This is a genomic window from Bradyrhizobium sp. AUGA SZCCT0177 (assembly GCF_018130125.1).
Taxonomy (GTDB): domain Bacteria; phylum Pseudomonadota; class Alphaproteobacteria; order Rhizobiales; family Xanthobacteraceae; genus Bradyrhizobium.
The window spans coordinates 210,193-236,489 of sequence record NZ_JAFCMA010000003.1 but is presented as its reverse complement, the minus strand read 5'-3'; the positions used below and the strand labels follow the sequence as shown (position 1 = coordinate 236,489).

General features: G+C 60.2%; 22 protein-coding genes and 1 pseudogene. 16 read left to right on the top strand and 7 right to left on the bottom strand.

The window, feature by feature from the left end:
* The first annotated feature begins 29 nt into the window (after positions 1–29).
* Together JQ597_RS05195 and JQ597_RS05190 are read left to right on the top strand one after the other, a co-directional pair.
* Positions 30–326 (top strand): YciI family protein, encoded by a 297-nt coding sequence (locus tag JQ597_RS05195; RefSeq protein WP_212263163.1) that lies wholly within the window; start codon positions 30–32, stop codon positions 324–326.
* Between the two features lie 79 nt (positions 327–405).
* Positions 406–1,179, top strand: a complete 774-nt coding sequence (locus tag JQ597_RS05190; RefSeq protein ID WP_212263162.1) for an SDR family NAD(P)-dependent oxidoreductase — start codon at positions 406–408, stop codon at positions 1,177–1,179.
* Between the two features lie 183 nt (positions 1,180–1,362).
* Here JQ597_RS05190 and fabF read toward each other — a convergent pair whose 3' ends face one another.
* From fabF to JQ597_RS05175, 3 genes are read right to left on the bottom strand one after another with little or no spacing between them, the layout of a single operon-like run.
* Positions 1,363–2,625, bottom strand: a complete 1,263-nt coding sequence (gene fabF / locus JQ597_RS05185) for a beta-ketoacyl-ACP synthase II (protein WP_212263161.1) — start codon at positions 2,623–2,625, stop codon at positions 1,363–1,365.
* Positions 2,626–2,669: 44 nt separating this feature from the next.
* Positions 2,670–3,830 carry an iron-containing alcohol dehydrogenase gene (locus JQ597_RS05180; RefSeq protein WP_212263160.1) on the bottom strand — a complete coding sequence of 387 codons (1,161 nt, stop codon included), beginning with the start codon at positions 3,828–3,830 and terminating at the stop codon, positions 2,670–2,672.
* A 36-nt stretch (positions 3,831–3,866) separates the two neighbouring features.
* Positions 3,867–4,445, bottom strand: a complete 579-nt coding sequence (locus JQ597_RS05175; RefSeq protein WP_212263159.1) for a TetR/AcrR family transcriptional regulator — start codon at positions 4,443–4,445, stop codon at positions 3,867–3,869.
* 85 nt (positions 4,446–4,530) lie between these two features.
* Between JQ597_RS05175 and JQ597_RS05170 the strand changes: the two genes are divergently transcribed.
* The 5 genes and pseudogenes from JQ597_RS05170 (at position 4,531) to JQ597_RS05150 (ending at position 12,985) form a co-directional block, all read left to right on the top strand.
* Entirely contained in the window at positions 4,531–5,640 is a 1,110-nt protein-coding gene (locus tag JQ597_RS05170; RefSeq protein WP_212263158.1) for an efflux RND transporter periplasmic adaptor subunit, read from the top strand.
* Positions 5,641–5,680: 40 nt separating this feature from the next.
* The gene (locus JQ597_RS05165; RefSeq protein WP_212263157.1) at positions 5,681–6,139 is read left to right on the top strand and encodes a nuclear transport factor 2 family protein; all 459 of its coding nucleotides are present in this window, start codon (positions 5,681–5,683) and stop codon (positions 6,137–6,139) included.
* Positions 6,140–6,250: 111 nt separating this feature from the next.
* Positions 6,251–9,360 (top strand): annotated as a pseudogene (locus JQ597_RS05160) (efflux RND transporter permease subunit).
* 432 nt (positions 9,361–9,792) lie between these two features.
* Positions 9,793–10,992, top strand: coding sequence for an ABC transporter substrate-binding protein (locus JQ597_RS05155; RefSeq protein WP_212263156.1), 1,200 nt, complete (start codon positions 9,793–9,795; stop codon positions 10,990–10,992).
* Between the two features lie 118 nt (positions 10,993–11,110).
* Positions 11,111–12,985 carry an AMP-binding protein gene (locus tag JQ597_RS05150; RefSeq protein ID WP_212263155.1) on the top strand — a complete coding sequence of 625 codons (1,875 nt, stop codon included), beginning with the start codon at positions 11,111–11,113 and terminating at the stop codon, positions 12,983–12,985.
* Positions 12,986–13,007: 22 nt separating this feature from the next.
* Here the strand turns inward: JQ597_RS05150 and JQ597_RS05145 are convergent, their stop codons facing one another.
* Positions 13,008–13,523 carry a winged helix-turn-helix transcriptional regulator gene (locus tag JQ597_RS05145; RefSeq protein ID WP_212263253.1) on the bottom strand — a complete coding sequence of 172 codons (516 nt, stop codon included), beginning with the start codon at positions 13,521–13,523 and terminating at the stop codon, positions 13,008–13,010.
* A gap of 239 nt (positions 13,524–13,762) precedes the next feature.
* Between JQ597_RS05145 and JQ597_RS05140 the strand changes: the two genes are divergently transcribed.
* On the top strand, positions 13,763–14,395 hold the full coding sequence (locus tag JQ597_RS05140; protein WP_212209037.1) for a 2-hydroxychromene-2-carboxylate isomerase: 633 nt from the start codon (positions 13,763–13,765) through the stop codon (positions 14,393–14,395).
* Positions 14,396–14,494: 99 nt separating this feature from the next.
* Positions 14,495–15,694 carry a CaiB/BaiF CoA transferase family protein gene (locus tag JQ597_RS05135; protein WP_212263154.1) on the top strand — a complete coding sequence of 400 codons (1,200 nt, stop codon included), beginning with the start codon at positions 14,495–14,497 and terminating at the stop codon, positions 15,692–15,694.
* A 33-nt stretch (positions 15,695–15,727) separates the two neighbouring features.
* Here JQ597_RS05135 and JQ597_RS05130 read toward each other — a convergent pair whose 3' ends face one another.
* Together JQ597_RS05130 and JQ597_RS05125 are read right to left on the bottom strand one after the other, a co-directional pair.
* Positions 15,728–16,405, bottom strand: coding sequence for a glutathione S-transferase family protein (locus tag JQ597_RS05130; RefSeq protein ID WP_212263153.1), 678 nt, complete (start codon positions 16,403–16,405; stop codon positions 15,728–15,730).
* A 1-nt stretch (position 16,406) separates the two neighbouring features.
* Positions 16,407–17,150 carry an SDR family NAD(P)-dependent oxidoreductase gene (locus tag JQ597_RS05125; RefSeq protein WP_212263152.1) on the bottom strand — a complete coding sequence of 248 codons (744 nt, stop codon included), beginning with the start codon at positions 17,148–17,150 and terminating at the stop codon, positions 16,407–16,409.
* Positions 17,151–17,386: 236 nt separating this feature from the next.
* Between JQ597_RS05125 and JQ597_RS05120 the strand changes: the two genes are divergently transcribed.
* Genes JQ597_RS05120 through JQ597_RS05090 form a run of 7 tightly spaced genes read left to right on the top strand, consistent with a single transcriptional unit; the run spans position 17,387 to position 25,076 of the window.
* A complete protein-coding gene (locus JQ597_RS05120; RefSeq protein ID WP_349628786.1) occupies positions 17,387–18,994 on the top strand; it encodes a class I adenylate-forming enzyme family protein in 1,608 nt (535 codons plus the stop codon).
* Between the two features lie 19 nt (positions 18,995–19,013).
* On the top strand, positions 19,014–19,751 hold the full coding sequence (locus tag JQ597_RS05115) for an SDR family oxidoreductase (RefSeq protein WP_212263252.1): 738 nt from the start codon (positions 19,014–19,016) through the stop codon (positions 19,749–19,751).
* Positions 19,752–19,766: 15 nt separating this feature from the next.
* Positions 19,767–20,948, top strand: a complete 1,182-nt coding sequence (locus JQ597_RS05110) for an acyl-CoA dehydrogenase family protein (RefSeq protein WP_212263150.1) — start codon at positions 19,767–19,769, stop codon at positions 20,946–20,948.
* Between the two features lie 21 nt (positions 20,949–20,969).
* Positions 20,970–22,100 carry an acyl-CoA dehydrogenase family protein gene (locus JQ597_RS05105; RefSeq protein WP_212263149.1) on the top strand — a complete coding sequence of 377 codons (1,131 nt, stop codon included), beginning with the start codon at positions 20,970–20,972 and terminating at the stop codon, positions 22,098–22,100.
* A gap of 53 nt (positions 22,101–22,153) precedes the next feature.
* Positions 22,154–23,341, top strand: a complete 1,188-nt coding sequence (locus tag JQ597_RS05100; protein WP_212263148.1) for an acetyl-CoA C-acyltransferase — start codon at positions 22,154–22,156, stop codon at positions 23,339–23,341.
* Between the two features lie 32 nt (positions 23,342–23,373).
* Complete coding sequence (locus JQ597_RS05095) at positions 23,374–24,387, top strand: NAD(P)H-dependent flavin oxidoreductase (RefSeq protein ID WP_212263147.1); 1,014 nt, start codon at positions 23,374–23,376, stop codon at positions 24,385–24,387.
* Positions 24,388–24,422: 35 nt separating this feature from the next.
* On the top strand, positions 24,423–25,076 hold the full coding sequence (locus JQ597_RS05090; RefSeq protein WP_212263146.1) for a flavin reductase family protein: 654 nt from the start codon (positions 24,423–24,425) through the stop codon (positions 25,074–25,076).
* Here the strand turns inward: JQ597_RS05090 and JQ597_RS05085 are convergent.
* Complete coding sequence (locus JQ597_RS05085; RefSeq protein ID WP_212263145.1) at positions 25,073–26,296, bottom strand: multidrug effflux MFS transporter; 1,224 nt, start codon at positions 26,294–26,296, stop codon at positions 25,073–25,075. The genes JQ597_RS05090 and JQ597_RS05085 overlap by 4 nt on opposite strands.
* Between the last annotated feature and the right edge of the window lies 1 nt (position 26,297).

Genomic DNA, 26,297 nt, shown 5'->3' with positions numbered 1-26,297 from the left:
GAAATGTCTCTTTCACCGAGGAGCGACCCATGAAGTACTACTTGTGCAAGTACATCCCGCCGCGCGCCGATTTTCTCGCGACCATGACCGCCGATGAGAAAGCATGGATGAAGCAGCACGGCGCGTTCCTGGATGAGCAGCTCGAAAAGGGGCAGATCGTCGCGCACGGCCCAGTCATGGACCCGAGTGGCGGTTATGGCGTGTCGCTCTATCAGATCGCCGATGACCAAGAGATCAAGGCGATTACCTCGGAAGACCCCATCGTGAAAAACGGCGCCGGTCACTATGAGCATCACCCGATGCTTCATCTGAAGGCGCGCAGCTGACCGTGCCGCTCCGACGATTTGTCACCACCGATACCCGGCAGGGCATCCCGATGCTCGAAATTCATTCAGGACAACATCCATGACCATCGCACTCGTTACCGGCGCCTCGAGCGGCATCGGCGCAGTTTACGCACGCCGCCTGGCCGCACGCGGCCACGATCTCGTGCTCGTCGCTCGCGCAACTGACAGGCTCAACGCCCTCGCCACCGAACTGCGCAATGCGCATGGCATTGCAGTCGAAGTCATCACGGCCGATCTGATCGACGGCTCCCAACTCGAACCGGTTCTCCAGCGCCTCCGCTCCGACCCGCCCATCGACATCCTCGTCAACAATGCAGGCGCGGCGCTGATCGGTGATTTCGCGACGGCCGATCCAGTCAGGATGGACGAGCTGGTGCGGCTGAACGTGGTCGCGCCGACGTTGCTCGCGTCCGCCGTCGTCGGCCGCATGGTTGAACGCGGCAACGGCGCGATCATCAACATCGCGTCGGTGCTGGCTCTGCTCCCCGAATATTCCCGGGGCATCTACTCCGCCACCAAGTCCTACCTGATGACGCTGTCGCAAGGCCTTGCTGCCGAAGTCGCGTCGAAGGGCGTCTATGTGCAGGCCGTGCTGCCTGCGGCCACGCGCACCGAGATCTACGAACGAGCTGGTGGCGACACCAGCAAGGTGCCCAATGTCATGGAGGTTGAAGATCTCGTGGATGCGGCCCTGGTCGGCTTCGATCGCAAGGAATTGGTGACAATTCCGCCGGTGCCCGATGTGGCGGCGTGGGACGCCTTTGAAAAGGCGCGCGGCGTTTTGGCGGCAGGCTTCGGCAACTCCAGGCCCGCCGCGCGTTATCGCGCCTGACGGCAAAGTTGTTCGTCGTCGCTCGCTGATTGGCGCGAGGAAATCGGACATCCGCTCGATCAGAGTGGTCACCATTTGGGAGCGCGCCGCTGGAACTCGAGTGCTTCCCCCGCCACCACGGGCCGATTTTGTACGACAACCAGCCTGGACGTGTTATTCGGCGTCCGAGCTATCGATTCATTTTCATTGCCAACGGCGAAAGATGACGCTGGCATTGACACCTCCGAAGCCGAAACCATTCGAAATTGCATGCTCCATCGCCATGCGTCTCGGCTCGCGAGAGACGAGGTCGACGCCTTCGGCTGCCGCGTCGCTATTTTCGAGATTGAGGGTGGGCGGTGCGATATGGTCGCGTAATGCGAGGATCGTAAAGATCGCTTCCGCTCCCCCGGCTGCGCCGAGCAGATGACCGGTCGCCGATTTGGTGGCGCTCACGGCAATTTTACCGTCGCGGCCGAACACGGCTTTGATCGCTTCAAGTTCGGAAGCGTCGCCAACCGGCGTCGAAGTGGAATGGGCGTTGAGATGCTGGATATCACCGGGCTCGAGGCCGGCCTGCCGCAATGCGCCTGCCATCGCACGTCGCGCGCCGTCGCCGTCCTCGGGCCCTGACGTGATGTGGTAGGCATCCGCAGTCGTGCCATAGCCGACGATTTCGGCGATGGGTTGGGCTCCGCGGCGGAGTGCATGTTCGAGCTCTTCGATGACGAGGATACCGGCACCTTCACCCATGACGAAGCCGTCGCGGTCGCGGTCGAAGGGCCGGGACGCACACGCTGGGGTTTCGTTGAAGCCGGTCGAAAGGGCGCGGGCGGCGGCGAAGCCACCGAGGCTTACGAGATCGATGCAGGCTTCCGAGCCACCGCAAATCGCGACATCCGCTTCGTCGGTTCGAATGAGGCGTGCGGCATCGCCGATCGCCTGCACGCTCGCGGCGCAAGCGGTAACGGGCGTACCGATGGGACCCTTGAAGCCGTAGCGGATGGAAATATGACCGGCCGCGAGATTTGCGAGAAAGGAGGGCACCGTGAAGGGTGAGAGGCGCCTGATCCCGCGCTGATCGGTCGTGCGAACTGCCTCGACGATTGCCGGAAAGCCTCCGATGCCGGATGCGATCACGGTCGCCGTGCGCTCGAGCGAGTGTGCGTCGGAAGGAGTCCATGCCGCTTGTGCGACGGCCTCGGCTGTGGCGACCAGTGCGAACAGGATGAAGCGATCCATCCGCCGCTGATCCTTGGGAGGAACGACCAGATCCGGATCGAAGCCGCCATCCGGATCGTCGGCCTTTGTAGACACGATTCCAGCGACCCGCGCGGGCAGGACAGCCGCCCATTCGGGAAGGGCGGCCAGCCCTGAACGGGCCGCGAGCAGGCGGGACCATGCCAACTCGCTGCCGCAACCCAGCGGTGATACCAGTCCCAACCCTGTAACGACGACACGACGCATAATGAGATTACCTTCCGATCTTGGTCCATCGTCGCTGATGGCAGCTAAGCGGCCATTCGCAGCAGATCGATGATCTCGGCTTCGTTTCTGAAAGGCCGCGGATTGGCCTGTACGAAGCGATGATTGATTGCAATCTTGCTGATCTGATCGAATTTGTCTTCACCGATGCCGACGTCAGCGAGGCGGCCAGGTAGTCCAAGCGCTCTTGTGAATGCTTCAAAGGCGTCTGCGGCTTCGATTCCCGAGGCGCCAAGTGCTGTCGCCAACCGCTTCTGCGCATCCTCGGTAAACGGTTTGTTGTAGCGCAGAAGGCTCGGCATGATGACAGGTGTGCAATAGTAGTGGGGAACGTCAAAGGTGCCTCCAAGCACGTGGCCAATGCCGTGGCTTGCTCCCATCGGGACGCGTGCCTGGAGGCCATAAGACGCGAGCCATGAGCCGTATTGAGATAGTCGACGCGCCTCCAGGTCATCAGGTTGCTGCAAGGTCCGGAGCATTCCCTCGCGCAGAATGCGGATGCCCGCCAATACGACTTCGTCAGCCAACGGGGTGCCGGCGGGTGAGCATAACGCTTCGATACCGTGATCCATCGAGCGTGTTCCCGATCCCATCCAAAGGTTTGACGGCGTTTGAAGGGTGAGGGCAGGGTCGAGGATAATCGCCAGCGGCATCATTTGGGGATGGAAGAAGATTTGCTTTAACTTATGGCGCTCATCCGTAACGAGCGCTGCTGCATTGTATTCGCCACCATTTAGAGTCGATGGTACCGCGATCTGTCGGACTGTGGGCGGAAGGAACGGAGAGAAGTTTACGCCCGGGCCCATAGGAAATGGATCGAAACCCGCTTCATCGCGGATATCATGTTCCATCGCCATGATGACTATCTTAGCGAGATCGATAGCGGAACCTCCCCCAACGGCCACGATTAGATCAGCTTCTGCATCATTAGCTTGACGGGCCACCTCGGCAGCTTGCTTGCGCGTCGTATGCTGCGCAATTCCATCAAAGGTCGCCGCGTGTTTGTCGCCAAGAGCACGGCGAATCTTCTCGATCTCATCGGTCTTGGTGTTCAAGGTTCGACTGACGATGAGGAAGACGCGCTTAACATCCAGTCGCGCCGCCTCATCTTTCAAAGAGTCAGCCGCAGCTTTGCCATAAACGACACGATCGATTGCTGGAAAATTATGGATCCCGGATTTGCGCATTTCGTGTCCTCCATGAATTCTAAAATCAACTAGCTCTCAAGCGGCGGCGGTTTCGCGAACCTGTTTGGCCGCCGCCTTCAGAATGGCCTGAGCCAGATCGGGGTCGTTGACGACGCGCGATAGCATCAGCGCACCGACCATCGTCGAGAGAATGTTCATCGCTTTGCTTTTGGGCTTCTCGCCGTTGGTTTCGGCAATCAATCGGCTGAGGATTTCGAGATGGTCTTTGATCCCGGTTTCGAATGACGCTTTCACGTCGCTGCCCTGTCTGGCGGCATCTGAGCCGAGCGCCACGATCGGGCAGCCGTCCATCTTTTCATCGCGATGGTCGGCGCTGAGGTAGAACGCGACCACTGCGCCGAGTGGATCCTTGGGTTTCGCCGCGGTCGCGGCCGACCATCGGAGGGTGGCGCTCTCCAATGCCCGCCTGGACGCCTGCGCGGCCAAGTCCTCCTTTGACGCGAACTGCTTGTAAAAGGCGCCTTGGGTGAGCCCGGCACCCTTCATCAGATCCTTGAGGCCGATGCCATCAAAGCCGCATTCCCGAAAAAGGCGACTTGCAACATTGATTACAGTTTCGCGGTTTTCCGCGGCCTGAATGCGACTCACGCGCATTATAAATCTCCAATTGGTTTAGATTGCATTCGAAATCTATATCAGATATAGAGTTCGAGTGCAATCTATTTGGTGAGGCTGTGCCATGAAAAAAAGACCCATTATCGTGCTGGGGAGCATCCTGATCGCGGTGTTCGGGGCGGCCGGATTCGTTACGCTTTCCATCCGCACGCAGGCAGCCTCTGCCGTGAGCGACCCGAGACAGGAACCCCCGATCGTCAGATTGGCGACGGCAGCGCGGGTGACCGGATCCGAACGCGGCTTCACGGGCATCATCGGGGCGAGGGTGCAGAGCAATCTCGGTTTTCGCGTCGCCGGCAAGATCGTGGAACGGTTTGTGAATGCTGGTCAGCCGGTCAAAGCCGGTCAGCCGCTGATGCGGATCGACGAAACCGATCTTCGCCTTGCGGTCACAGCGAAGCGCAACGCCGTTGCCGCAGCGCGCGCATCTTTCGTTCAGACCGAAGCGGATGAACAGCGATACGCCAGGTTGGTGAGCCACGGATGGGCTTCCCGACAGCGCTACGAGCAAGCGAAGGCCGCGTTGGATACCGCCGAGGCCCAACTGGCCACCGCTGAAGCTGATGCGCGCGTCTCCGAGAATGAGGCGACCTACTCGATCCTGGTAGCGGACGCGGACGGAACGGTGGTCGAAACGCTTGGCGAGCCCGGGCAGGTCGTCTCCGCGGGCCAGACAGTCGTTCGGATCGCGAAGGCCGGCCCCCGCGAAGCGGTGGTTGCGCTTCCCGAAACAATCCGGCCAGCGATCGGCTCCGTGGCCGAGGCCAGCGTGTATGGGGCCGACGGGCGGCGCGATGCGGCGCATCTGCGGCAGTTGTCGGATGCAGCCGATGCTCAGACCCGCACCTATGAGGCCCGGTATGTGCTCGACGGTGAGGCTGCCGCAGCCCCTCTTGGCGCGACGGTGACCATTCGACTGGCAAGCCAGGCGAGCCAGCCGGAAGTTCAGGTGCCGCTGGGAGCCGTGCTCGACGACGGCCGGAAGACGGGTGTGTGGGTCCTGGACAGCGCCACATCAACCGTCCGCTTTCGGACCGTCAAACTTGTTCGGCTGAGCGGCGAAAGCGCGGTGATCTCTGGATTGAGTTCTGGTGATCCGATTGTTTCTCTCGGCGCTCATCTCCTGCAGGAGGGCGCTCGCGTCAGGACTGCGTCTGAAAGCAGGGGCAACTGATGAGCTTCAATCTTTCCGCGATCACCGTTGGAGACCAACAATGCTATACGGTTACATTGTCAAGAACGAAATCCGAAAGACCTTCGATCACGTCAACAACCATCGCTGGGATGAAGCGGTGAAAGCAGTCGCGCCGCATATCCATCACCGCGTTTCCGGCGCCCACGCGCTTGGTGGTGAGCGCCACCACAAAGAAGCCCTGCGCCGCTGGTTTGAGCGCCTCGGCCGCGTCCAGCCCACTCTCCATCTCACGGTCAACAATATCTGGGTGAAGGGCTGGCCGTGGAATACCACCGTGTTTGTCCAGTGGGACGGCACCGCAACGCTGCCCCACGGCGACGCGTCGTACGTCAACCGTGGTCTCCACGTGTTCACCCTGCGGTGGGGTAGGGTCCATGCACTCGAGGAATTTCAGGATTCACAGGAAGCGGCCCGTGGGCTTGCTGCCCAAGCGGCAGCTGGCCTCAAAGAAGCTGCCGCCGAACCCATCGTAAGTTAGCAGAAGCGCAGTCAGAGGCCCGCGTTCTTTAGGTTAGCGCGGTTCACTCGGCGCCCCACCTGCCGCAAGACGGCGAACGCCAGGACGTCGCGGCATAGGAGTCGCCAAATGCTGAATTTCAATCTTTCCGCGATCGCCGTTCGCGAACGGGCCGTAACCCTGTTTTTCATCCTCCTGATGGCGGCCGCAGGCGCCTACGCCTTCCTCATGCTCGGGCGGGCGGAGGACCCCTCCTTTACCATCAAGACCCTGACGGTCACGACGGTATGGCCAGGCGCGACGGCGCGCGAGATGCAGGACCAGGTCGCCGAACCGTTGGAGAAACGGCTTCAGGAACTGACCTGGTACGACCGGGTGGAGACGACCACACGGCCAGGCTACGCGTACATGACGGTTACGCTGAAGGACAGCACACCGCCATCTAGCGTGCAGGAGGAGTTCTACCAGGCCCGCAAGAAGCTTGGGGATGAAGCGCGCAAGCTGCCGTCCGGTGTGCTCGGCCCCTTCGTCAACGACGAATATTCGGACGTGAGCTTCGTCCTTTATGCCCTCAAGGCGAAGGGCATGCCGATGCGGGAACTCGCCAGGCAAGCCGAAACCATTCGCCAGGACCTCCTGCATGTGTCCGGCGTCAAGAAGATCAACATCCTCGGCGAACGTCCCCAACAGATATTCATCGAGTTTTCCTACGCCAAATTGGCAACCCTCGGCGTATCGGCACAGGATATCGTTGCCGCCGTGCAGCGGCAGAACACCGTCACACCGGCAGGCTCGATCGACACCAAGGGGCCGCAGGTTTTCATCCGGGTCGACGGCGCTTATGACAGCGTCCAGGCGATCGCCGACACGCCCATCGTCGCTGCGGGACGGACGCTGAAGCTCGCCGACATCGCCGATGTCCGCCGAGGCTACGAGGACCCTCCCACCTACCTCATCCGACACCAGGGTGAGCCCTCCATCATGCTCGCGGCGGTTATGCAGGAAGGCTGGGATGGCCTCGCGCTCGGCAAGGCGCTGGAGGAGAGGTCCGCAGCTATCGCGCGGACGCTGCCACTCGGGATGACTCTGGCCAAAGTCAGCGACCAGGCCGTCAACATCACCTCGGCGGTTGACGAATTCATGATGAAATTCGCGATGGCGCTCGGCGTGGTGCTGCTGGTTTGCCTGCTCAGCCTCGGCTGGCGCGTCGGCATCGTCGTGGCGGCTGCCGTCCCTCTGACGCTTGCCGTCGTGTTCCTGATCATGCTGGAAACCGGCCGGTTCTTCGACCGCATCACGCTCGGCGCCCTGATCCTGGCGCTTGGTCTTCTCGTGGACGACGCCATCATCGCCATCGAGGTGATGGTGGTGAAAATGGAAGAGGGCATGGACCGCATCAAGGCGGCGGCCTATGCGTGGAGCCATACTGCGGCGCCGATGCTGTCCGGTACACTCGTGACGGTCGCCGGATTCCTGCCGGTCGGCTTCGCGCGCTCGACAGCCGGCGAATACGCCGGCAACATCTTTTGGGTCGTGGGGTTCGCCCTCATTGTCTCCTGGATCGTCGCGGTGGTCTTCACGCCCTATCTTGGCGTCAAGATGCTTCCGGCGATCAAACCGATCGAAGGCGGTCACCACGCGATCTACGGCACACCGAACTATCGACGCCTGCGAGGGATCATCACCTTCGCCGTGCGCCACAAGTTCGTTACCTGCAGCATCGTCGCTATCGCTTTCGCGCTTTCCGGCGTCGGCATGGGCGCCATCAAACAGCAATTCTTCCCGACGTCCGACCGCCCCGAGGTGCTGGTGGAAATTCGTTTACCGGAAGGCACCAGCATTGAGACGACGACCGCCGCAGTCGAAAAGCTCGAGCACTGGCTGGACCACCAGTCGGAGGCTAAGATCGTCACGAGCTATGTCGGTCAGGGCGCTCCCCGATTCTTCTTCGCGATGGCGCCTGAGCTGCCTGATCCGGCCTTCGCCAAGATCGTCGTGCTTACACCGGACGCGGACGCGCGCGAGGCTTTGAAGCATCGCCTCCGACAGGCGGTGTCAGATGGGCTTGCGCCTGAGGCTCGCGTGCGCGTCACTCAGCTTGTGTTCGGACCCTACACGCCGTTCCCGGTCGAGTTTCGCGTCATGGGGCCTGACCCCGCGCAATTGTACGCCATCTCTGAAAAAGCTCTTGGTGTCATGCGTGGCGTTCCCGATGTGCGGCAAGCGAACCGCGATTGGGGTAATCGCACACCCGTGCTCCGCTTCATCCCCGATCAGGATCGACTGAACCTCATCGGCCTCTCGTCGGCGGAGGTGGGCCGGCAGCTACAGTTCCTCCTCACTGGCATCGTCGTTACGCAGGTCCGTGAGGACATCCGCAATGTCCCCATCGTGGCACGCAGCGCAGGCGGCGAGCGGATGGATCCAACGCGTCTGGCGGATTTCTCACTGATGAGCCGGGACGGCCGCCCGATTCCGCTCGACCAGATCGGCCATGCTCTGGTCGGTCTCGAAGAGCCGATTATGAAGCGCCGCGATCGCACACCCGTCGTCACGATTCGCTCGGACATCAACGAGGCGACCCAGCCTCCAGAGGTCTCTAAGGAGATCAAGACGGCCCTTGAGCCGCTGATCGCATCCCTTCCGGCCGGATATCGCATCGAATTGGGCGGATCGATCGAAGAGGCAACCAAGGCCAATGACGCGTTGGCGACGGTCTTTCCCGCCATGATCGCCGCCATGCTGATCGTCACCATGCTTCAGGTGCGATCCTTCTCGACGATGGCGATGGTCACGCTGACGGCACCGCTTGGCCTCGTCGGCGTCGTACCGATATTGCTCGCCTTTAACCAGCCCTTCGGATTCAATGCCATTCTGGGCCTGATAGGACTGGCGGGCATCCTGATGCGCAATACCCTCATCCTGACCGAACAAATCAAGGAGAACCGGGCTGCCGGCCTTGATGACTATCACGCGGTCATCGAGGCCACGGTGCAACGTACGAGGCCCGTGATCCTGACCGCACTTGCCGCCGTGCTGGCTTTCATCCCTCTCACGCACTCCGTCTTCTGGGGATCGATGGCCTATACGCTGATTGGCGGCACGGCGGTCGGCACGGTGCTGATCCTGCTGTTTCTTCCTGCGCTTTATGCCGCGTGGTTTCGGATCAAGCCGACTGCAGATGAGATCCATGAGGGTTCGACGGAGGAACCGGATTGCGAACAGCAATGGCCGCCGAGTAGGGCGCTCTTGTCGGAGGAGATACTTCAATCCGCGACGGCGTGATCACCGAATCTTCAAACTACCAGAACCTCGATGGAGAATCTTGAGAACTGCCTCTGCAACCGCACCGCGTTTCGCGTGTAGTCCCCCGGTAGACTGGCTGACGCCTTCATCATCGACAGCAAACGCCACCGAAATACTGCATGAGGCCAAAGGCGGCTCGCCTACGGGTTTTGTTTTCTCCAAAGGCGGCGGATGAGTTTTAAAATGGAATGCTAGTGATACCTCTTCGGCGAGCAGCGCCTCGTCACTTCTGCCCTACCTTGCCCTACGGGCACGCGTTGTCCTTTCCGCGGGATTATGATCTAAGTGCTTGACGAGTTCTAAAAAAGAACTGTATTATCTCCTGAGGCGACGTGCCGCGGAAAGGTGCGCGTTTGGGAGGACGAGCGATGTTGGTGAACTGGAAGGCCGTTGCGGCTGTGGCTCTGCTTTTGAGCGGCCCGGCATTCGCGGCGGACGAGCCGGGAATCTCTGCTACCGAGATCAAGATCGGTGGCGTCTTTCCCTTCAGCGGACCGGCGTCATCGATCGGCCTCGTGGGCAAGGGAGTTATCGCCTACATCCAGTCGGTCAACGATCGCGGCGGCATCAACGGACGCAAGATCAATTACATCGCGTATGACGATGCCTACAGCCCTCCCAAAGCCGTGGAGCATGTCCGCAAACTCGTTGAGAGCGACGAAGTGTCGTTCATGTTCGGCCAACTCGGCACCCCCGGTATCTCGGCTACGGCAAAATACCTGCGGTCGAAAGGAGTGCCCAGCGTCGCAATTATCAGCGGGTCCTCCAAGTTTACGGATGTCGCCAGTTACCCGATGACCACGACAGGTCTTGTCAGCTACGACACCGAAGGAAAGATCTACGCCAAATATCTGACGAAGACATTGCCGAACGCCAAGTATGCCATCCTCTATCAGAATGACGATCTCGGCAAAGACTATGTCAGCGCCTTCAAGGCGTTTCTCGGAAAGGATTTCGACCGAAAGGTCGTGACCGCTTCCTATGAGGTCACCGAACCGACGGTTGATTCACAGGTGGTCAATCTGAAGAGCTCCGGTGCGGATGCCCTCGTGATCGCCGGCACACCGAAGTTCGCCGCTCAGGCCATCCGGCAGGCGTCGGTGATCGGCTGGAAGGCGACCGTCATCATCAATTTCCCATCCGGCTCTGTCGGAGGCACGCTCGCTCCCGCCGGTCTCGACAAATCGGTCGGCGTGATCGTCGGCACGACCAACAAGGATATCCTGGATCCGACATGGAAAGATGACCCGGGCATGCAGACCTACCGGGCATTTCTGGACAAGTATTTGCCGGGCGTCGATATCACCAATGGCAGCTACCTGACCGGCTACCAGCAAGGCGTCCTGCTTGAGCAGATTCTAAAGCAATGCGGCAATGATCTGTCCCGCAAGAATATTCTCGCGCAGGCCAAGAACCTCAGGGATTTCGTGGTGCCGACTGTGCTGCCTGGCGTCAAGGTCAACACCACCGACACGGTGAACATGATCTGGACACAGATGCGACTGCAGCGATGGACCGGTACAAGTTGGGAAGGCTTCGGGGAAGTGCTGGATGCCAAGTCCGAGTGAATTCACTGGGCGAGGCGACGGGGGCGGCAGTTGGCGGGCTGGTTGCCAACTACCGGCTGGTCTGGCCCGAAAGCTCGATTGATCGTTCGCGCGATCCAGGCAGGTAGGTCCAGCGGACATGGCATCAGAAGCGACGAATCGTGCCCCCGCGCGCTTGTCGACCATCACAGCGGTTCAGGAGATTGTTTCGATGTCGACGAAGCCACTGACGTTCGCGCCGAGGGAGCTTTCCATAGAGCGTCGAACCGACGGCACGCTCATATTGAGCTCGCCACTTGAGTTAGGAAAGTGCGACTGGCGTATCACGGATTTTCTTCCGAACTGGGCAAATTCTGTTCCCGATAGAATTTTTCTTGCGCAACGCAATGCGGAAGGGGGATGGGACGAGATCACCTATCGCGAGGCATGGTCGCAGGTTCAGGCGGTTGGCCAAAGCTTGATCGACATGGGCGCAAAGCCGGCCGACAAGCTGGCGATACTTTCAGGAAACTCGATCGAGAACGCGGTGATCTCGTTTGCCGCGATGTCGATAGGGGTAGTTCTGGCGCCGATATCCCCAAACTACACGCTGATGCCCGGCGGCCTGGCTCGGCTCAAGGATATAGCGGAAGCGCTGCGCCCGAAATTTGTTTTTGTTCAGAGCGCGCGCGACTTTTCCGCGGGACGTTCTATTCCCGAACTGGCAGCATCGACCTGGATCAGTGTCGATGGGGCGCCGGATACCGTGCCTTTCGGTGCGCTGAAATCCCGAACGGGGAGCGAAGGATTTGCAGACGCTTCACTGGCGGTTTCTTGCGACGCTGTCGCAAAGATTCTCTTCACATCCGGTTCGACAGGGTTTCCCAAAGGCGTGCTCAACACTCACCGCATGATGGCGAGCTCCTTGCAAATGGGGAGTCGGCTGGTGTCTCCTCCGGACGCGCCGGTGCAGGTCGAGTGGCTGCCATGGCACCATACGATGGGCAGCAACGTCATCCTTCACGGCATTCTTAAGAATGGCGGTACGCTCTACATCGACGATGGCCGGCCGCTGCCTCAGCTCTTCCACAAGACGGTCGCGAATCTCAAAGAGATTTCGCCCACCGCCATGTTCAACGTACCTGCCGGCTACAATCTCCTATGTGGTGCAATCGAGAACGACCTCGATCTTGGCGCCAGCGTATTCAAGCGGGTGGATCGATTGAGCTATGCCGGGGCTGCAATCTCGCAGGCCACGCTTGAGAAACTCTATCGGCTGACATCGTCGATCACTGGCCGGCGAATTCCCGTCATGTCGGGCTACGGCACTACCGAAACGGCCCCGACAATCAGTACGACCCATTGGGCGACCGACCAGACGGGAGAGATCGGTCTTCCTGCGCCGGGTCTGCAGCTAAAACTGATCCCTGTTTCCGATACGTACGAGGCGAGGGTCAAGGGACCCAACGTTACGTCAGGTTATCTCGGAAGGCCGGATTTGACGGAACAGGCCTTCGATGAGGAAGGATTCTATCGCATCGGCGATACCGTCTCGTTTCTGGATCCTCAGAAGCCGGAGCTTGGGTTGCGCTTTACATGCAGAATTTCCGAGAACTTCAAACTCGCGAACGGCACGTGGGTCTCGATCGGGAATATGCGAGCGGCAATTCTGGCTGCAACCCGGGGCGTATTGCTGGACCTCGTCGTTGCGGGAGAAAATCGTGAATCGTGCGCGCTGCTCTGCTGGTTGAATCCGGCCGAGGCAGCACGGATATCGAAGACTCCAGCGCTGGATTTGACCTGCGACCCTCTCGTAGTTCAGTTCCTGAAAGACCGTTTTCGGGAATACAATGAAACCGTCGGAAGCAGCGAAAGAATTTGTTCGTTCTCCCTGCTCAAGGATCCGCCGTCGATGGCGGCAGGCGAGATCACCGACAAGGCCTACGTCAATCAGCGGGCCGTGTTGAGCCACCGATCGTGGTGCGTCGAAAGGCTGTATGCAGAGCCGCCAAGCGAAGACGTGATAGTGATTTGAGCGTGAGCGCCCTGACGGGCAATCACGCCGCTTGTTTGCGGGTCTTTGGCTTTGCGGGCTTGTCGCGAGAAATCCGTTCTGAAGGGGCGCGGGCCCCGGGGCCGGGGTGGGTGTGTACCTCCTTGGCCAAAAGCGGCTCTCCGCATTCGGAGCACACCATGACCGGATCGAAGTTCTTGCCGCATTTGCGGTGCTGATGCAGCAACGGCCGCCCGCGTTCGTCGACCATGTGGGTGTCGCCCCAATGGACGAGCGCCATCATGATCGGATAGAGGTCGAGACCCTTCTGCGTCAGGATATACTCATGGCGCTTAGGTGACTCCTGGTATGGAATGCGGCGCAGCACGCCCTGCCGAACCAGCTTTTTCAGCCGCTCTGCGAGCAAATGGCGCGTGATTCCAAGCGCTGACTGAAAACCCTCGAAGCGGCGCGTACGCAGAAAGCATTCGCGGAGGATCAGAAGCGTCCAACGGTCACCGATCACACCGATGGTTCGAGCCATCGAACATGGCTCTTGCTCAAGTTCATCCCATTTCATTCCTGCTCTCCGGTCGGCAGGCGCCTGTTCCCCTCGAATCAATCCCGGGAACCGCAGCCGCCTCTTCCATTCTAGATAGGTACTAAATGCCAAACAATACCCCGCGACTAGTTAAAATCAGCAGAATTCAGCGCAGATTTGACAGTTCGATTTTAGAACTGTATGACCGAATGGTAGCCGCAGTTCGGCTGGACGATCACCAAACCTGACCATCACTGCGCTCTGCGGGAGGAACCGACATGCCCCTGAAAGTTGAATTCCTGTTCGATTTCGGCAGCCCGAACGCTTACCTCGCGGAACTGGTCCTGCCGGGAATTGAATGGCGCACCGGCGTGAAATTCGAATATGTCCCGGTTCTGCTCGGCGGCATCTTCAAGGGGACCGGCAACATGTCGCCGTTCGACTCGCTTCGCGGAATCAAGAACAAGCCGGAATACCAGGCGCTTGAGACCCAGCGCTTTATCCGCCGCCATAACATCACGAAATTTCGCCAGAATCCCTTCTTTCCGGTCAACACGCTGATGCTGATGCGCGGCGCCGTCGCGGCTCAGTTTGAAGGCGTGTTTGAGCCCTATTTTCGTGCGGCCTATCATCATATGTGGGAAGAGCCCAAGAAGATGGATGACCTCGAAACCTTCCGGAACGCCTTCATCTCCTCAGGCATCGATATCGACCGATTGATTGCGCGTGCGCAGCAGGATGACGTCAAGAAGGGGTTGATCGATCGGACGACCGACGCGGTTGGCCGTGGAGCATTCGGCTCACCGACTTTCTTCGTCGGAAAGGAAATGTTCTTCGGCAAGGACCAGCTCCGTGACGTCGAGGAGTCGATCGTCGAACAAACCAGTCAGCTGGTTTCGAAAACGGCCTAAGGTTGCGAATTGAGGCCTGCAGAGCCAGGCCGATGTTCCGGGCTTGCATGGGGAAAATTCAGTCGGCCCCACAACGAAGTAAACTCAGGGAGAATGCCCATGCCTGGCCCACTTAGCGGTGTTCGAGTCCTCGATTTGGCAGGCGTGGTGTCCGGTCCCTACGCGACCATGTTTCTGGCGGATCAAGGCGCTGACGTCCTGAAGATCGAGCCGATTGGCGGCGATATCACGCGGCGCAGCCGCGCCACCATCGATAAGGATGGCGAGTTCTCCGCACTTTTTATCTCTTCGAACCGCGGCAAGCGCTCACTGTCGATCGACGTCAAGAGCGCGGCCGGCCGAGAGGTTCTCGCCAAGCTGGTCGCGCAGGCGGATGTCTTGGTGCAGAATTTCCGCCCCGGCACCATGGAGCGCCTCGGTCTCGGCGTCGATGAGTTGCGCCAACGCCATCCGCGCTTGATCTATGTCTCGATCAGCGGCGTCGGCGAGACCGGCCCGTATGTGAAGAAGCGCGTCTATGATCCGATCATTCAAGCGCTGTCGGGGTTTGCCGATATCCAGTCGCAGCCGGTAACCAACCGTCCGCAGATGATCCGCACGATCGTATGCGACAAGACTACCGCTGTGTTCACCGCGCAGGCGGTGGCAGCGGCGCTCTACGCCCGCGAGAAGACTGGGCAGGGCGATCATATTCAGGTCGCAATGCTGGATGCGATGATTTCATACCTGTGGCCTGAGGGCATGATGCAATACACGGTGGTAGGAGCCGAGGCCACCGCCGCAGATCCCAACGACCGGCCGGATCTCGTGTTCAAGACCAGCGATGGCTACATTACGGCCGGTACCATTTCGGATTCCGAATGGCAGGGCTTTTGCCGGGCCTCCGGCGATCCCGAGCTTGCCAACGATCCCCGCTTTGCGACTCCGGGCGCGCGCTCGGTCAATGCCACGGCCCGCATCAACAAGATGGCGGAGTATATCGGCCAGCACACCACTGCCGAATGGCTGGAGCGCCTGGACGCTGCCGACGTGCCTTGTGCGCCGATCCTGCGGCGAGGCGAAATCATTCACAATGAACAGGTAATCGCGCGCGGTATCATCGCGGAGTTCGATCAACCGAAGGTCGGACGGGTGCGGCAGCCGAAGCCGGCGGCCCGCTTTGAGATCAATGAGGCCGCGATTGGCGGGCCAGCTCCCCGCGTCGGCGAGCACTCCCGCGACGTGTTGCGCGAGCTGGGTTACGACGACGGCGCCATCGACAAGATGGTCGCCGAGCGTAGCGTGCGTGTGGCGATCTAACCTCGAACCCCTGCGCGAGGTGGTGGTCGGTCTTTAAACCTTCGCCGGCACCGGCGTGATTGGTGCCATCGGGACATTCGCCGCGACGGCTCGCTGGAAGGCCTCCCGTTTCTTGATGCGTTCGAGATAGGGCTGCGCATTGTCGCAAATGCCAACGCCATAGGCGACGGCCCACTCAAGGCAGGTCGTGAGCAGGATGTCAGCGCTGGTAAACCGGTCGCCCATCAGGAATTGCCGGCCGTCTGCAAGTGCTACTTCGACATGGCGCAACTGCTGGCGGAAATACTCGCCGGCCTGGGCAACGACCTCGGGCGCAATACCGTAGATTGGACCGAGCGCGTCGGCCCGATGGCGGCGCATCACGTAAAGGCTGGTTGAATCCAGCTCCGCGACGATAAAGAAACACCATTCCAGCCACGCGGCATACTCACGGGTGGTTTCAGGAATCAGCGAGCGCTCCGTCGTGGAGTACATTCGCGACAGGTAGGCAACGATCGCGGCGCTCTCGCCGATAGAGAAGTCGCCGTCCTGAAGCAGCGGAATCTTCTGGCGCGGATTGAGCTTGGTATATTCCGCGGTCTTGGTCTCGCCCGTTCGCGGCCCGATCGGCTTAGTCTCGTAAGCCAAGCCCAACTCGTGCATGGCCCAATGCGGACGGATGGTGCGGCTTGTCCCAACGCCCCACAGGGTCAGGTTTGGTGTAGCGCTCATGTTACCACTTCTCCACGGACGGACGGAGGTCGAGTTCGTGGGTCCAGCCATCCCTGCTTTGCTGGTGGGTGAACCAATAGGCCTCAGCAATGGAAGATGTCTTTGTCAGGCTATCTGGGGGAATTTCGCTTGCCTCGATCCCCTTCGCCGCTTTCATGCGCTGATGAATCGCCTCGCTGTCGACGCCAGCGTCGATCAGGAGATGCACGACATGAATGTTCTTCGGCCCCAACTCGCGCGCCATCGCCTGGGCCACGGCTCGAAGTCCGAACTTCGCTGATGAAAATGCCGCAAACCCCTGGCCGCCGCGCACGCTGGCCGTCGCACCCGTAAAGAAGATGGTGCCGTGTCCACGCGGAAGCATGACGCGCGCAGCCTCACGCCCGACCAGGAAGCCGCCATAGCAGGCCAGTTCCCAGGCCTTGAAGAACAGCTTCTCTGTGGTGTCCAGCAGAGGCTTGTTGACGTTCGAACCGGCATTGTAGAGACAGACCTCGATCGGTCCGAGCTCTTTTTCGATCCGCGCGAATATCCCCTGGACCTCTGCTTCCTGACGGGCGTCGACGCTGAACGCGTGAATCTTATGTCCAGCATCCCTCAGCTCGGCCACAAGTCGCTGCGATTTGGACGCATCACGCCTGCAGATGCAAACCGTATAGCCGCCCTTGGCAAAACGCCGCGCGACTGCCGCCCCAATGGCATCGCCTGCGCCCACAAGTATCGCTACGCCGCGGTTCGCCGTCATTGCGTTCCTCCCATAAAGTTCCTATTTGATACTTTTATCGTAACGATCAGATGGCGCTCTGTAAACGACGGCGTTCAACAATGATCCAATCATGATAGGGCAGCCTAGTTGCCCCTTCGGACCTCGTAAAGCCCGGACGATGATTTAATCATTGACGAGTTCTAAAAAAGAACGTTAGGTTCGGCCAAGCATCCGCGCGTTGCGAGAGCGGGCAATCGTTGATGGGGAGGTCAGTCGTGGCGGAGCTTTCAGAGACGATCGATCTCGACGAGATTGCTGTCGGCTTGCCGCGTCGTATCCATGAAGTAACGGCAAGACAGGTTGCCAAAGCCCCCGACCGGATCGCGCTGGTCGAAGACGGGGCATCCTGGAGCTACCGCGATCTGGATCAGCGTGTCAGCGAGATCGCCACCGTCCTGTCGTCGCTGGGAATCAGAGCGGGCGACCGGATGATCATTGTCAGCGAAAACTGTATTGCGCTCGCCGCATTGCTGCTGGCGGTGAGCCGGCTCGACGCCTGGGCGATCGTCGCCAACCCGCGACTGTCCGCACGGGAGCTGGATCAGATCCGCGACCATAGTGGCGCGCGTCGGATGTTCTTCACATCAGGTATCTCGAAGGAGGCCGCGGCTCATGCGTCGCGCTATGCCAACGAGAACCAGCGAATAGGCCCACTGCTGGATGTTGGTGTCGGCCCGCTCAACGAAAGCGCAGCCGCCGAGCCGGTGGAGGCAGATCCCCAGAAACAAGTCGCGGTGCTGATCTACACCTCGGGAACGACGGGGACCCCGAAGGGCGTGATGCTCTCGCATGACAACCTGCTGATGAGCGCAAAGACCACGGCGCATATCCGAAAAATGAACGAAGACGACCAGATCTATCTCGTCTTGCCGATCTCCCATATCGTCGGCATCTCGCTCCTGATCATGACATTGATGACCGGCGGCACGGTGCAGCTGGTAAGCAAATACGATCCTGCCGCGACCGCCAGGGCGATCGCGGAAGAGGGCGTTACCATCCTCAATGGGGTGCCGGCTACCTATCAACGGTTGCTGGAGTACAAGAGCGTGTCGGGTGTGGAGCAATTCGCCCGAGGCTCATTACGGTTGGTTACTGTTGCCGGCGCGCCGCTCGATTTGAATCTGAAGTTGCGTGTGGAAAAAGAGTTCGGCCTTCCGCTGCTTAACGGCTACGGGATCACCGAATGTTCGCCGGGTATATCGGGCGTACGCTTCGATGCGCCACGTGCCGACCAGTCAGTAGGCACAGTGCTGCCGGGCGTAGAGGCGCGGGTCAGAACGCTCGACGGAATTCCGACGGCAAGAGGTGAAGTCGGAGAGCTGCATGTCCGCGGCCGCAACGTGATGCTCGGCTACTATCGTGCCCCCGACCTTACCGCCAAGGCAATCGACAGCGAGGGGTGGTTCAACACCGGCGATCTGGCGCGCTATGACGGCGATTGCCTGTACATTGTCGGCCGCACCAAGGAAATGATCATCCGTTCGGGCTTCAACGTCTATCCCGCCGAAGTCGAAGCGGTCCTCAGTTCACACAAGGACGTCGTGCAATGCGCCGTGGTCGGCCGTGCTGTCGACGGCAATGAAGAGATTGTCGGGTTCGTGCAACTGCTGCCAGGGTCGCGGGCGACGCCGGAGGATCTGATGGGCTTTATCCGATTTCAGCTCACCTCATACAAGCGGCCGTCCAAGATCATCATCCTCGATGCTTTGCCGGCCACCACAACCGGCAAGATACTCAAGCACAAGCTCGGGGAGTCCTTGCGTGGCCAAGGTGGCGAGACCGCTCCGGCGCAGACCGCCGAACCTCGCAGACAACAGATCTAACCTGACCGGGAGAATACCCTTGCAAAAGAGAAACGCGACCGTGGCCGTGATCGGTGCTGGCGACTATATCGGCAGCGAGATTGCAAAGAAGTTCGCCTCCGAGGGCTTCACGGTGTTCGCCGGGCGGCGCAACGGCGCCAAGCTCGAACCGCTCGTGAAGGAGATCGAGAAGGCCGGCGGCGAAATTCACACGCGCTCGCTCGATGCACGCAAGGAGGAGGAAATCATTTCCTTCCTCGGCGACGCCGACAAGCACGCGCCGCTGGAGGTGTGCATCTTCAACATTGGTGCCAACGTCAACTATCCGATTCTGGATACGACCGAACGCGTATTCCGCAAGGTCTGGGAAATGGCCTGCTATTCCGGCTTTCTCGCCGGCCGCGAGGCAGCCCGCCTGATGCTTCCCCGTGGCAAAGGCAATATCTTCTTTACTGGCGCAACAGCGAGCCTCCGTGGCGGGACGGGATATGCGGCCTTCGCCAGCGCGAAGTTCGGCCTGCGGGCCGTTGCACAGGCGACCGCACGCGAGTTGGGCCCCAAGAATATCCATGTCGCGCATCTCATTATCGACTCCGGTGTCGACACCGAATGGGTGCGGCAGCGACGAGTCGAAGCGCTGGGCCCGAACGCACTGGATGATCCTGATCTGCTAATGCCGCCATCCTCGGTCGCGGAGTCCTACTGGCTGCTTTATCAGCAGCCCAAAAGCGCCTGGACGTTTGAACTGGAGATTCGTCCGTTTGGCGAGAAGTGGTAGCGGGAGCCTCTCACAATGGAACTCAATCTTTCCAGTGAGGAGGCTGCGTTTCGTGACGAGGTTCGCGCCTTCATCGCGGAGAACTATCCCGCGGAAATGCGCGTTCCCAATCCGGAAACCGACCTTTCCAAGGAGCAGATGCTGCTCTGGCACCGTATTCTCCACCAGAAGGGATGGATCGCGCCGCTCTGGCCCAAGGAGCATGGCGGGCCGGGCTGGTCGATCACGCAGCGCTTTATCTTCGAGCAGGAAACGTCACGTGCCGGGACGCTGCCGCCACTCGCGTTCAGCGTAACCATGGTCGGCCCGGTTATCTACACATTCGGCAACGACGCGCAGAAACAGAAGTTTCTGCCGCGAATCCTCTCCGGTGAGGATTGGTGGTGCCAGGGTTATTCGGAGCCGGGATCCGGCTCCGACCTCGCGTCGGTCCGCACCAAGGCCGTACGCGACGGCGATCACTACGTTGTCAACGGACACAAGACCTGGACGACACTGGCCCAGCATGCCGACTGGATATTCTGCCTGGTGCGGACCGATCCTTCGGCAAAACCTCAGGCCGGCATCTCCTTCCTGCTGATCGACATGAAGTCGCCCGGCGTCACCGTGCGGCCCATCATCACCATCGACGGATCGCACGAGGTGAACGACGTTTTCCTCGAGGACGTGCGCGTCGCCGTCGAGAATTTGATCGGCGAGGAAAACAAGGGCTGGACCTACGCGAAGTTTCTGCTCGGCAACGAGCGTACCAGCATGGCCGGGATCGGCCGGTCGACACGGTATCTTGCGCGCCTCAAACATATTGTGAAGACCGAGATCGGCGAGGACGACCCGACCTTCGGGGAATTCATCAAGGAAATTGCGCGCGTCGAGCTGGATGTGCTCGCGCTGGAGGCAACCGAGCTGCGGATCGTCGCGCAGATGGCGCGTGGCATCGATCCGGGACCGGCCGCATCGCTGTTCAAGATCAGGGGCACCGAAATATTCCAGCGCATCACGGATCTGACGCATCAGGCGATCGGCAACTACGGTCTGGCGATCCGCGAGCACCCGGTGAGCGCCAACCGTTTCATGCCGGGACCGGATTACGGGCACACCGCCACGGAGAAATATCTGAACTCCCGAAAACTCAGCATTTACGGGGGATCGAATGAAATTCAGCGCAACATCATCGCGAAAGCAGTTCTTGGTCTCTGACCACATCGCACGAGGCATCGGATGGATATCCAGTTGACGGAAGAACAGGAATTGCTCCGTTCCAGCATTCAGCGGTTCCTGCGCGATCAATACGATTTCGACGAGCGTCGAAAAATTGTTGCGACGGATGAGGGCTGGAGCCGCAAGCACTGGAGCGCCTTTGCCGAACTTGGGTTGTGCGCTGCACCGTTTCAGGAAAGCTCCGGCGGTCTTGGCGGCGGATCGCTTGCGACCATGATCGTGATGCAGGAGTTCGGTCGCAGCCTGGTCGTCGAACCGTACCTTGAGACCGTTGTTCTCGCAGGCGGCCTGATCGAAGACACCGGCTCATCGGAGCAGCGCGAAGCGTTCCTGCCGAAAATCATGGATGGCAGCGCCATATGGGCTCTGGCCTGGGCGGAAGGGCGATCGCGCTACGATTTTGACAACGTCACGACGACAGCGCGGCGCCAGGGGGACAACTTTGTCCTGAGCGGAACGAAGGCGGCGGTGATTGGTGCGCCGTGGGCCGACAAGCTGATCGTCTCGGCGCGGACGTCCGGTGGACCCCGCGATCGCGTCGGCGTAAGCCTGTTCGTCGTTGATCGCCATTCGGCGAATCTCCACTTGCAAAGCTTCAAAACCGTCGATGGCCGCCGCGCCGCCGAACTCACGTTGATGGACGTCCACGTTCCAGTCGACCAATTGCTCGGTGCCGAAGGCGAAGGCGTCGTGGCGCTCGAAGCGTGCCGCGACCGTGCTATCGCTGCACTCTGCGCGGAAGCCGTCGGCGCGATGTCGGTGCTGAATTCGGCGTCGCTTGAGTACAGCAAAGCGCGCAAGCAATTCGGGGCGGCAATTGGGACGTTTCAGGTGTTGCAGCACCGCATGGTCGACATGTTCATCGCGCTCGAAGAGTCGATCTCGCTCACGCAACATTTGAACCTCAGCCTCGCGGCCCGGGAGCCAAACGGATCGAAGCTGGCGTCGGGTGCGAAGTCGAAGGTTGGCAACGCCGCCCGCTTCGTCGCAGAGCAAGCCGTGCAGCTACATGGCGGGATGGGGATGAGCGACGAATTGAACGTCGGCCATTACTTCAAGCGGATAAACTCCATCAACATCCAGTTTGGCGATCCCGCCTATCATCTGATGCGGTACGCGCAGCAAAATTGAATATCCCCTCCGAGGCGGCAATCCGACTGCCGTATCCAACCAAAGGTATAACCATGACTGAAGCTGTGATCGTCTCGACCGCACGCACTCCGATCGGCAAGGCATACAAAGGCGCGCTCAACCATACCGAGGGCACCACCCTGTTGGGGCATGCGATCTCTTCGGCGCTGTCACGCGCCAAGATCGAAGGCGCCGAAGTTGAGGATGTCGTGATGGGTTGCGCCATGCAGCAGGGCACTACCGGCACCAACATCGCTCGAAAGGCGCTGCTACGCGCCGGGCTTCCGGTGAGCGTGGCGGGGACGACCATCGACCGGCAATGCGCGTCTGGCCTACAGGCGATTGCCTTGGCTGCGCGCTCGGTGATCTTCGATGGCGTGGAGGTTGCCATCGGCGGCGGTGGCGAATCTATCAGCCTGGTCCAGAACAACCAGTTCAACAGTTTTCATGCCGTCGATCCCGAACTGCTGGCGATGAAAGGGGACGCCTACATCGCGATGCTGGATACTGCCGAAATTGTATCGAAACGCTACAGTATCTCGCGCGAACGCCAGGATGAGTACAGCCTTGAAAGCCAGCGCCGGACGGCCGCGGCGCAACAGGGCGGTCGCTTCAACGACGAACTCGCACCAATCAAGACAACCATGGCAGTCACCGACAAGGCGACCAGTGCCGTGTCATATCGGGAAGTGACGCTGTCGGTTGACGAGGGGCCGCGTCCCGATACCACTGCTGAGGCTCTCGCAGGCGTCAAGCCGGCCAAGGGGCCGGGCTTCACCATTACCGGTGGTAATGCGAGTCAGCTCTCCGACGGCGCAAGTGCGGCTGTCATCATGAGCGACAAGCTGGCGGCGCAGAAGGGACTAAAGCCGCTTGGCATTTTCCGGGGCTTCGTCTCGGCAGGTTGCGAGCCGGACGAGATGGGAGTGGGGCCGGTCTACGCCGTGCCGCGCCTGCTCAAGCGTCACGGACTGAAGATCGAGGATATCGATCTCTGGGAGTTGAACGAGGCCTTCGCGGTGCAGGTAATCTATTGCCGCGACAAGCTCGGGATCGATCCGGAAAAGCTCAACGTCAATGGCGGCTCGATCGCGGTTGGCCATCCCTACGGCATGACCGGAGCCCGGCTGACCGGCCATGCTCTGATTGAGGGTCGTCGGCGCAAGGCGAAGTATGCCGTCGTCACCATGTGTGTCGGTGGCGGCATGGGGGCCGCGGGGCTTCTGGAAATCGTTCATTGAGAAAAAGCGCGACAGAAAAGCAGGAGCTCCTCGTGAAAACAGCAATTACTGAATTGTTCGGCATCGAACATCCCATCATTCAGGGCGGCATGCATTATGTGGGCTTTGCCGAAATGGCAGCGGCCGTGTCCAATGCTGGCGGCCTGGGTCTCATCACTGGATTGACGCAAAGAACGCCTGAACTGCTCGCAAAGGAAATCGCGCGCTGTCACGAAATTACCGATAAGCCATTCGGGGTGAATCTGACCTTTCTGCCGACCTTCAGCGCACCTCCCTATCCGGAATACATTGCTGCCATCAGGGAAGGCGGCATCAGGATCGTCGAAACCGCAGGGCGTAGCCCCGAGCAGTACATGCCGGCCTTGAAGGCGGCAGGCATCAAGGTCATCCACAAATGCACCTCGGTTCGGCACTCGCTGAAAGCCGAGCAGATCGGCTGCGACGCCGTCAGCGTCGACGGCTTCGAATGCGGCGGCCATCCCGGCGAAGACGACATGCCCAACATGATCCTGTTGCCGCGTGCAGCCGAGGAACTGAAGATACCGTTCGTTGCCTCCGGTGGTATGGCGGACGCGCGCAGCCTGGTCGCTGCGCTGGCGATGGGTGCTGCCGGCATGAACATGGGAACGCGCTTTATCGCAACCAAGGAAGCGCCGGTACACCAGAACGTCAAGGATGCGCTGGTGAAGGCAACGGAACTCGACACCCGTCTGGTCATGCGCGCGCTGCGAAATACCGAGCGGGTATTGAACAACAAGGGCGTCGAACAGCTTCTCGAAATCGAACAGAAGAAGGGGAAGCAGCTCAAGATCGAGGATATCCTCGATCAGGTGGCAGGCGTCTATCCCAAGGTGATGATCGACGGCGACATGGACGCCGGCGCCTGGAGTTGCGGCATGGTCGCGGGCCTCATTCACGACATTCCCACGGTCAAAGAACTGATCGACCGCATCATGGCGGATGCCGAACAGATCATCCGTCAGCGTCTGACTGGCTTCCTTGATGATGCCGGGAAGAGGCCGGCTGCGGCTCTGGCGATCGCCTGAGCTTTCCGAGCGAAATATAGCTGTCGGGGGAATTCATGGATCTGACCGACTTCCACTATTACGAGCCTTCGAAGGGCCACGGACTCCGGCATAATCCATTCAACGCGATTGTCGCGCCGCGTCCGATTGGCTGGATTTCGTCGCGCAATGCGGCTGGTCAACTGAACCTCGCTCCTTACAGCTTCTTCAACGCGTTCCTCTACGACCCCCCGATAATCGGGTTCTCCTCAATTTCGTGGAAGGACACGGTCAAGAACGTCAGCGAGACCCGCGAATTCGTCTGGAATCTGGTTACGATGGATCTTGGCGAGCGCATGAACGTGACGGCGACGCCGCTCGATCACGGCGTGAGCGAGTTCGAAGCAGCAGGGCTGACGGCAATACCCGGGCGCCACGTCGCTGTGCCGCGGGTAGGCGAGAGCAGGGCCGCTATGGAATGCAAGGTTGTCGACGTCTCTCAGCTGTCGAATGCGCGCGGTGAGAAGGTCGAAGGATGGTTCGTGCTCGGCGAAGTGGTCGCAGTATACATCGACAAGTCCTTGATCGAGGACGGTGTCTACAACACCGCACTCGCGCGTCCCATACTCCGCACGGGCCGGGGTGGCGATTACCTTGAGGTCAGGACGGAGAACATGTTCGAGATGAAGCGTCCGGCTGGCAGCAGCAAACCGGAGTTCCATGGCACCTAATGGGGAGCAGGTGACCTCAGGCCCCAGGCGTACAAACCAAGAGCCAGCAGTGAAAACGCGCTCAACACGACACCGAGCGCGAACATTGCTTCATGCGACACCGTTGCAGCGAGCCATACACCGATTGCTGCGTTCATCATCTGCCAGAAACCCAGTAGCGCCGAGGCGGCGCCGGCCTTCTCCCCGAATGGAGAGAGCGCCCGCGCGGTAGCCAGTGGACTGACAACGCCCATGCCGAGGAGAAAAACGCACATCGCGCCCAGGAACGGCAGGAACGTCGGGCTGATCATCGAGATGAGTAGGATCGCAACGCTGCTGGCGGCCGTCGCCCACAGCCCTGCCCGGATCGGGCGATCGAGCCCGTAGCGTGGTGCCAGTTTCGTCGCCAGCATGCCCGCGGCGAATACGATAAAAACGGTGCCGGCGAAGAAGAGGCCGAGCTGGATCGGCGTGAAGTGCATTGCTTCAATGAACAGGCGCGGTGCAGCCGAAAACATCGAGAACAAGCCGCCTATGATCAGGCTCGCGGTTGCAGCCGGGATAGCGAAACGACGATCACCAATCAGGCCAACATAGGTCCTGGCGATGGCGACCAGATTGAGCGGCGTGCGGATCGAATTGTGGGTTTCGCCGAGGATGATGCTGTAGGCAATGGCGCCAGCTGCGGCAAAGGCCGCGACGAGTGCGAATTCGGAGCGCCAGCCAAAACTGTGATCGAGTGCGCCGCCAAGCAGAGGTGAGAATCCGGGGGCTGCGGACATTACGATCATGATTAGCGCCATCGCGCGCGCCAGCGCCGGCCCACTGAACATGTCGCGGGCGATGGCGCGAGACAACACTGACGTCGCGCAAGCGCCAGCAGCCTGCACGATGCGGCCGGCCAGAAGATTAGGTAGATCTGTTGCCAAACCGCACCAGACGCTGCCGCCGATGAACACAACAAATCCGATCAGGACTGGCCAGCGTCTCCCGTAGCGATCCGAAAGCGGTCCGACCAGGAGCTGGCCTATCCCGAACACCGCAAGAAAGACGGTGATGGCGGACGTGACCGCCGCACTGGTGACATTCAAAGAGATCGCAATCTGCGGCAGCGACGGCAGCAAGATATTGGTCGCGAGCGTTCCCGTGGCGGCGAGGACGGAAAGGACCGCAATCGCCAGGCCGCTGGAGACGGGAACATCCCGCGGCACGCTCTTGGTCGTTTGGCAATGGTCAGCCATG

Bases quoted from the DNA above. Each gene is read 5' to 3' on its own strand.
- JQ597_RS05195 (WP_212263163.1), top strand. From the start codon at position 30: ATGAAGTACTACTTGTGCAAGTACATCCCGCCGCGCGCCGATTTTCTC.
- JQ597_RS05190 (WP_212263162.1), top strand. From the start codon at position 406: ATGACCATCGCACTCGTTACCGGCGCCTCGAGCGGCATCGGCGCAGTT.
- fabF (WP_212263161.1), bottom strand. From the start codon at position 2,625: ATGCGTCGTGTCGTCGTTACAGGGTTGGGACTGGTATCACCGCTGGGT.
- JQ597_RS05180 (WP_212263160.1), bottom strand. From the start codon at position 3,830: ATGCGCAAATCCGGGATCCATAATTTTCCAGCAATCGATCGTGTCGTT.
- JQ597_RS05175 (WP_212263159.1), bottom strand. From the start codon at position 4,445: ATGCGCGTGAGTCGCATTCAGGCCGCGGAAAACCGCGAAACTGTAATC.
- JQ597_RS05170 (WP_212263158.1), top strand. From the start codon at position 4,531: ATGAAAAAAAGACCCATTATCGTGCTGGGGAGCATCCTGATCGCGGTG.
- JQ597_RS05165 (WP_212263157.1), top strand. From the start codon at position 5,681: ATGCTATACGGTTACATTGTCAAGAACGAAATCCGAAAGACCTTCGAT.
- JQ597_RS05155 (WP_212263156.1), top strand. From the start codon at position 9,793: ATGTTGGTGAACTGGAAGGCCGTTGCGGCTGTGGCTCTGCTTTTGAGC.
- JQ597_RS05150 (WP_212263155.1), top strand. From the start codon at position 11,111: ATGGCATCAGAAGCGACGAATCGTGCCCCCGCGCGCTTGTCGACCATC.
- JQ597_RS05145 (WP_212263253.1), bottom strand. From the start codon at position 13,523: ATGAAATGGGATGAACTTGAGCAAGAGCCATGTTCGATGGCTCGAACC.
- JQ597_RS05140 (WP_212209037.1), top strand. From the start codon at position 13,763: ATGCCCCTGAAAGTTGAATTCCTGTTCGATTTCGGCAGCCCGAACGCT.
- JQ597_RS05135 (WP_212263154.1), top strand. From the start codon at position 14,495: ATGCCTGGCCCACTTAGCGGTGTTCGAGTCCTCGATTTGGCAGGCGTG.
- JQ597_RS05130 (WP_212263153.1), bottom strand. From the start codon at position 16,405: ATGAGCGCTACACCAAACCTGACCCTGTGGGGCGTTGGGACAAGCCGC.
- JQ597_RS05125 (WP_212263152.1), bottom strand. From the start codon at position 17,150: ATGACGGCGAACCGCGGCGTAGCGATACTTGTGGGCGCAGGCGATGCC.
- JQ597_RS05110 (WP_212263150.1), top strand. From the start codon at position 19,767: ATGGAACTCAATCTTTCCAGTGAGGAGGCTGCGTTTCGTGACGAGGTT.
- JQ597_RS05105 (WP_212263149.1), top strand. From the start codon at position 20,970: ATGGATATCCAGTTGACGGAAGAACAGGAATTGCTCCGTTCCAGCATT.
- JQ597_RS05100 (WP_212263148.1), top strand. From the start codon at position 22,154: ATGACTGAAGCTGTGATCGTCTCGACCGCACGCACTCCGATCGGCAAG.
- JQ597_RS05090 (WP_212263146.1), top strand. From the start codon at position 24,423: ATGGATCTGACCGACTTCCACTATTACGAGCCTTCGAAGGGCCACGGA.
- JQ597_RS05085 (WP_212263145.1), bottom strand. From the start codon at position 26,296: ATGGCTGACCATTGCCAAACGACCAAGAGCGTGCCGCGGGATGTTCCC.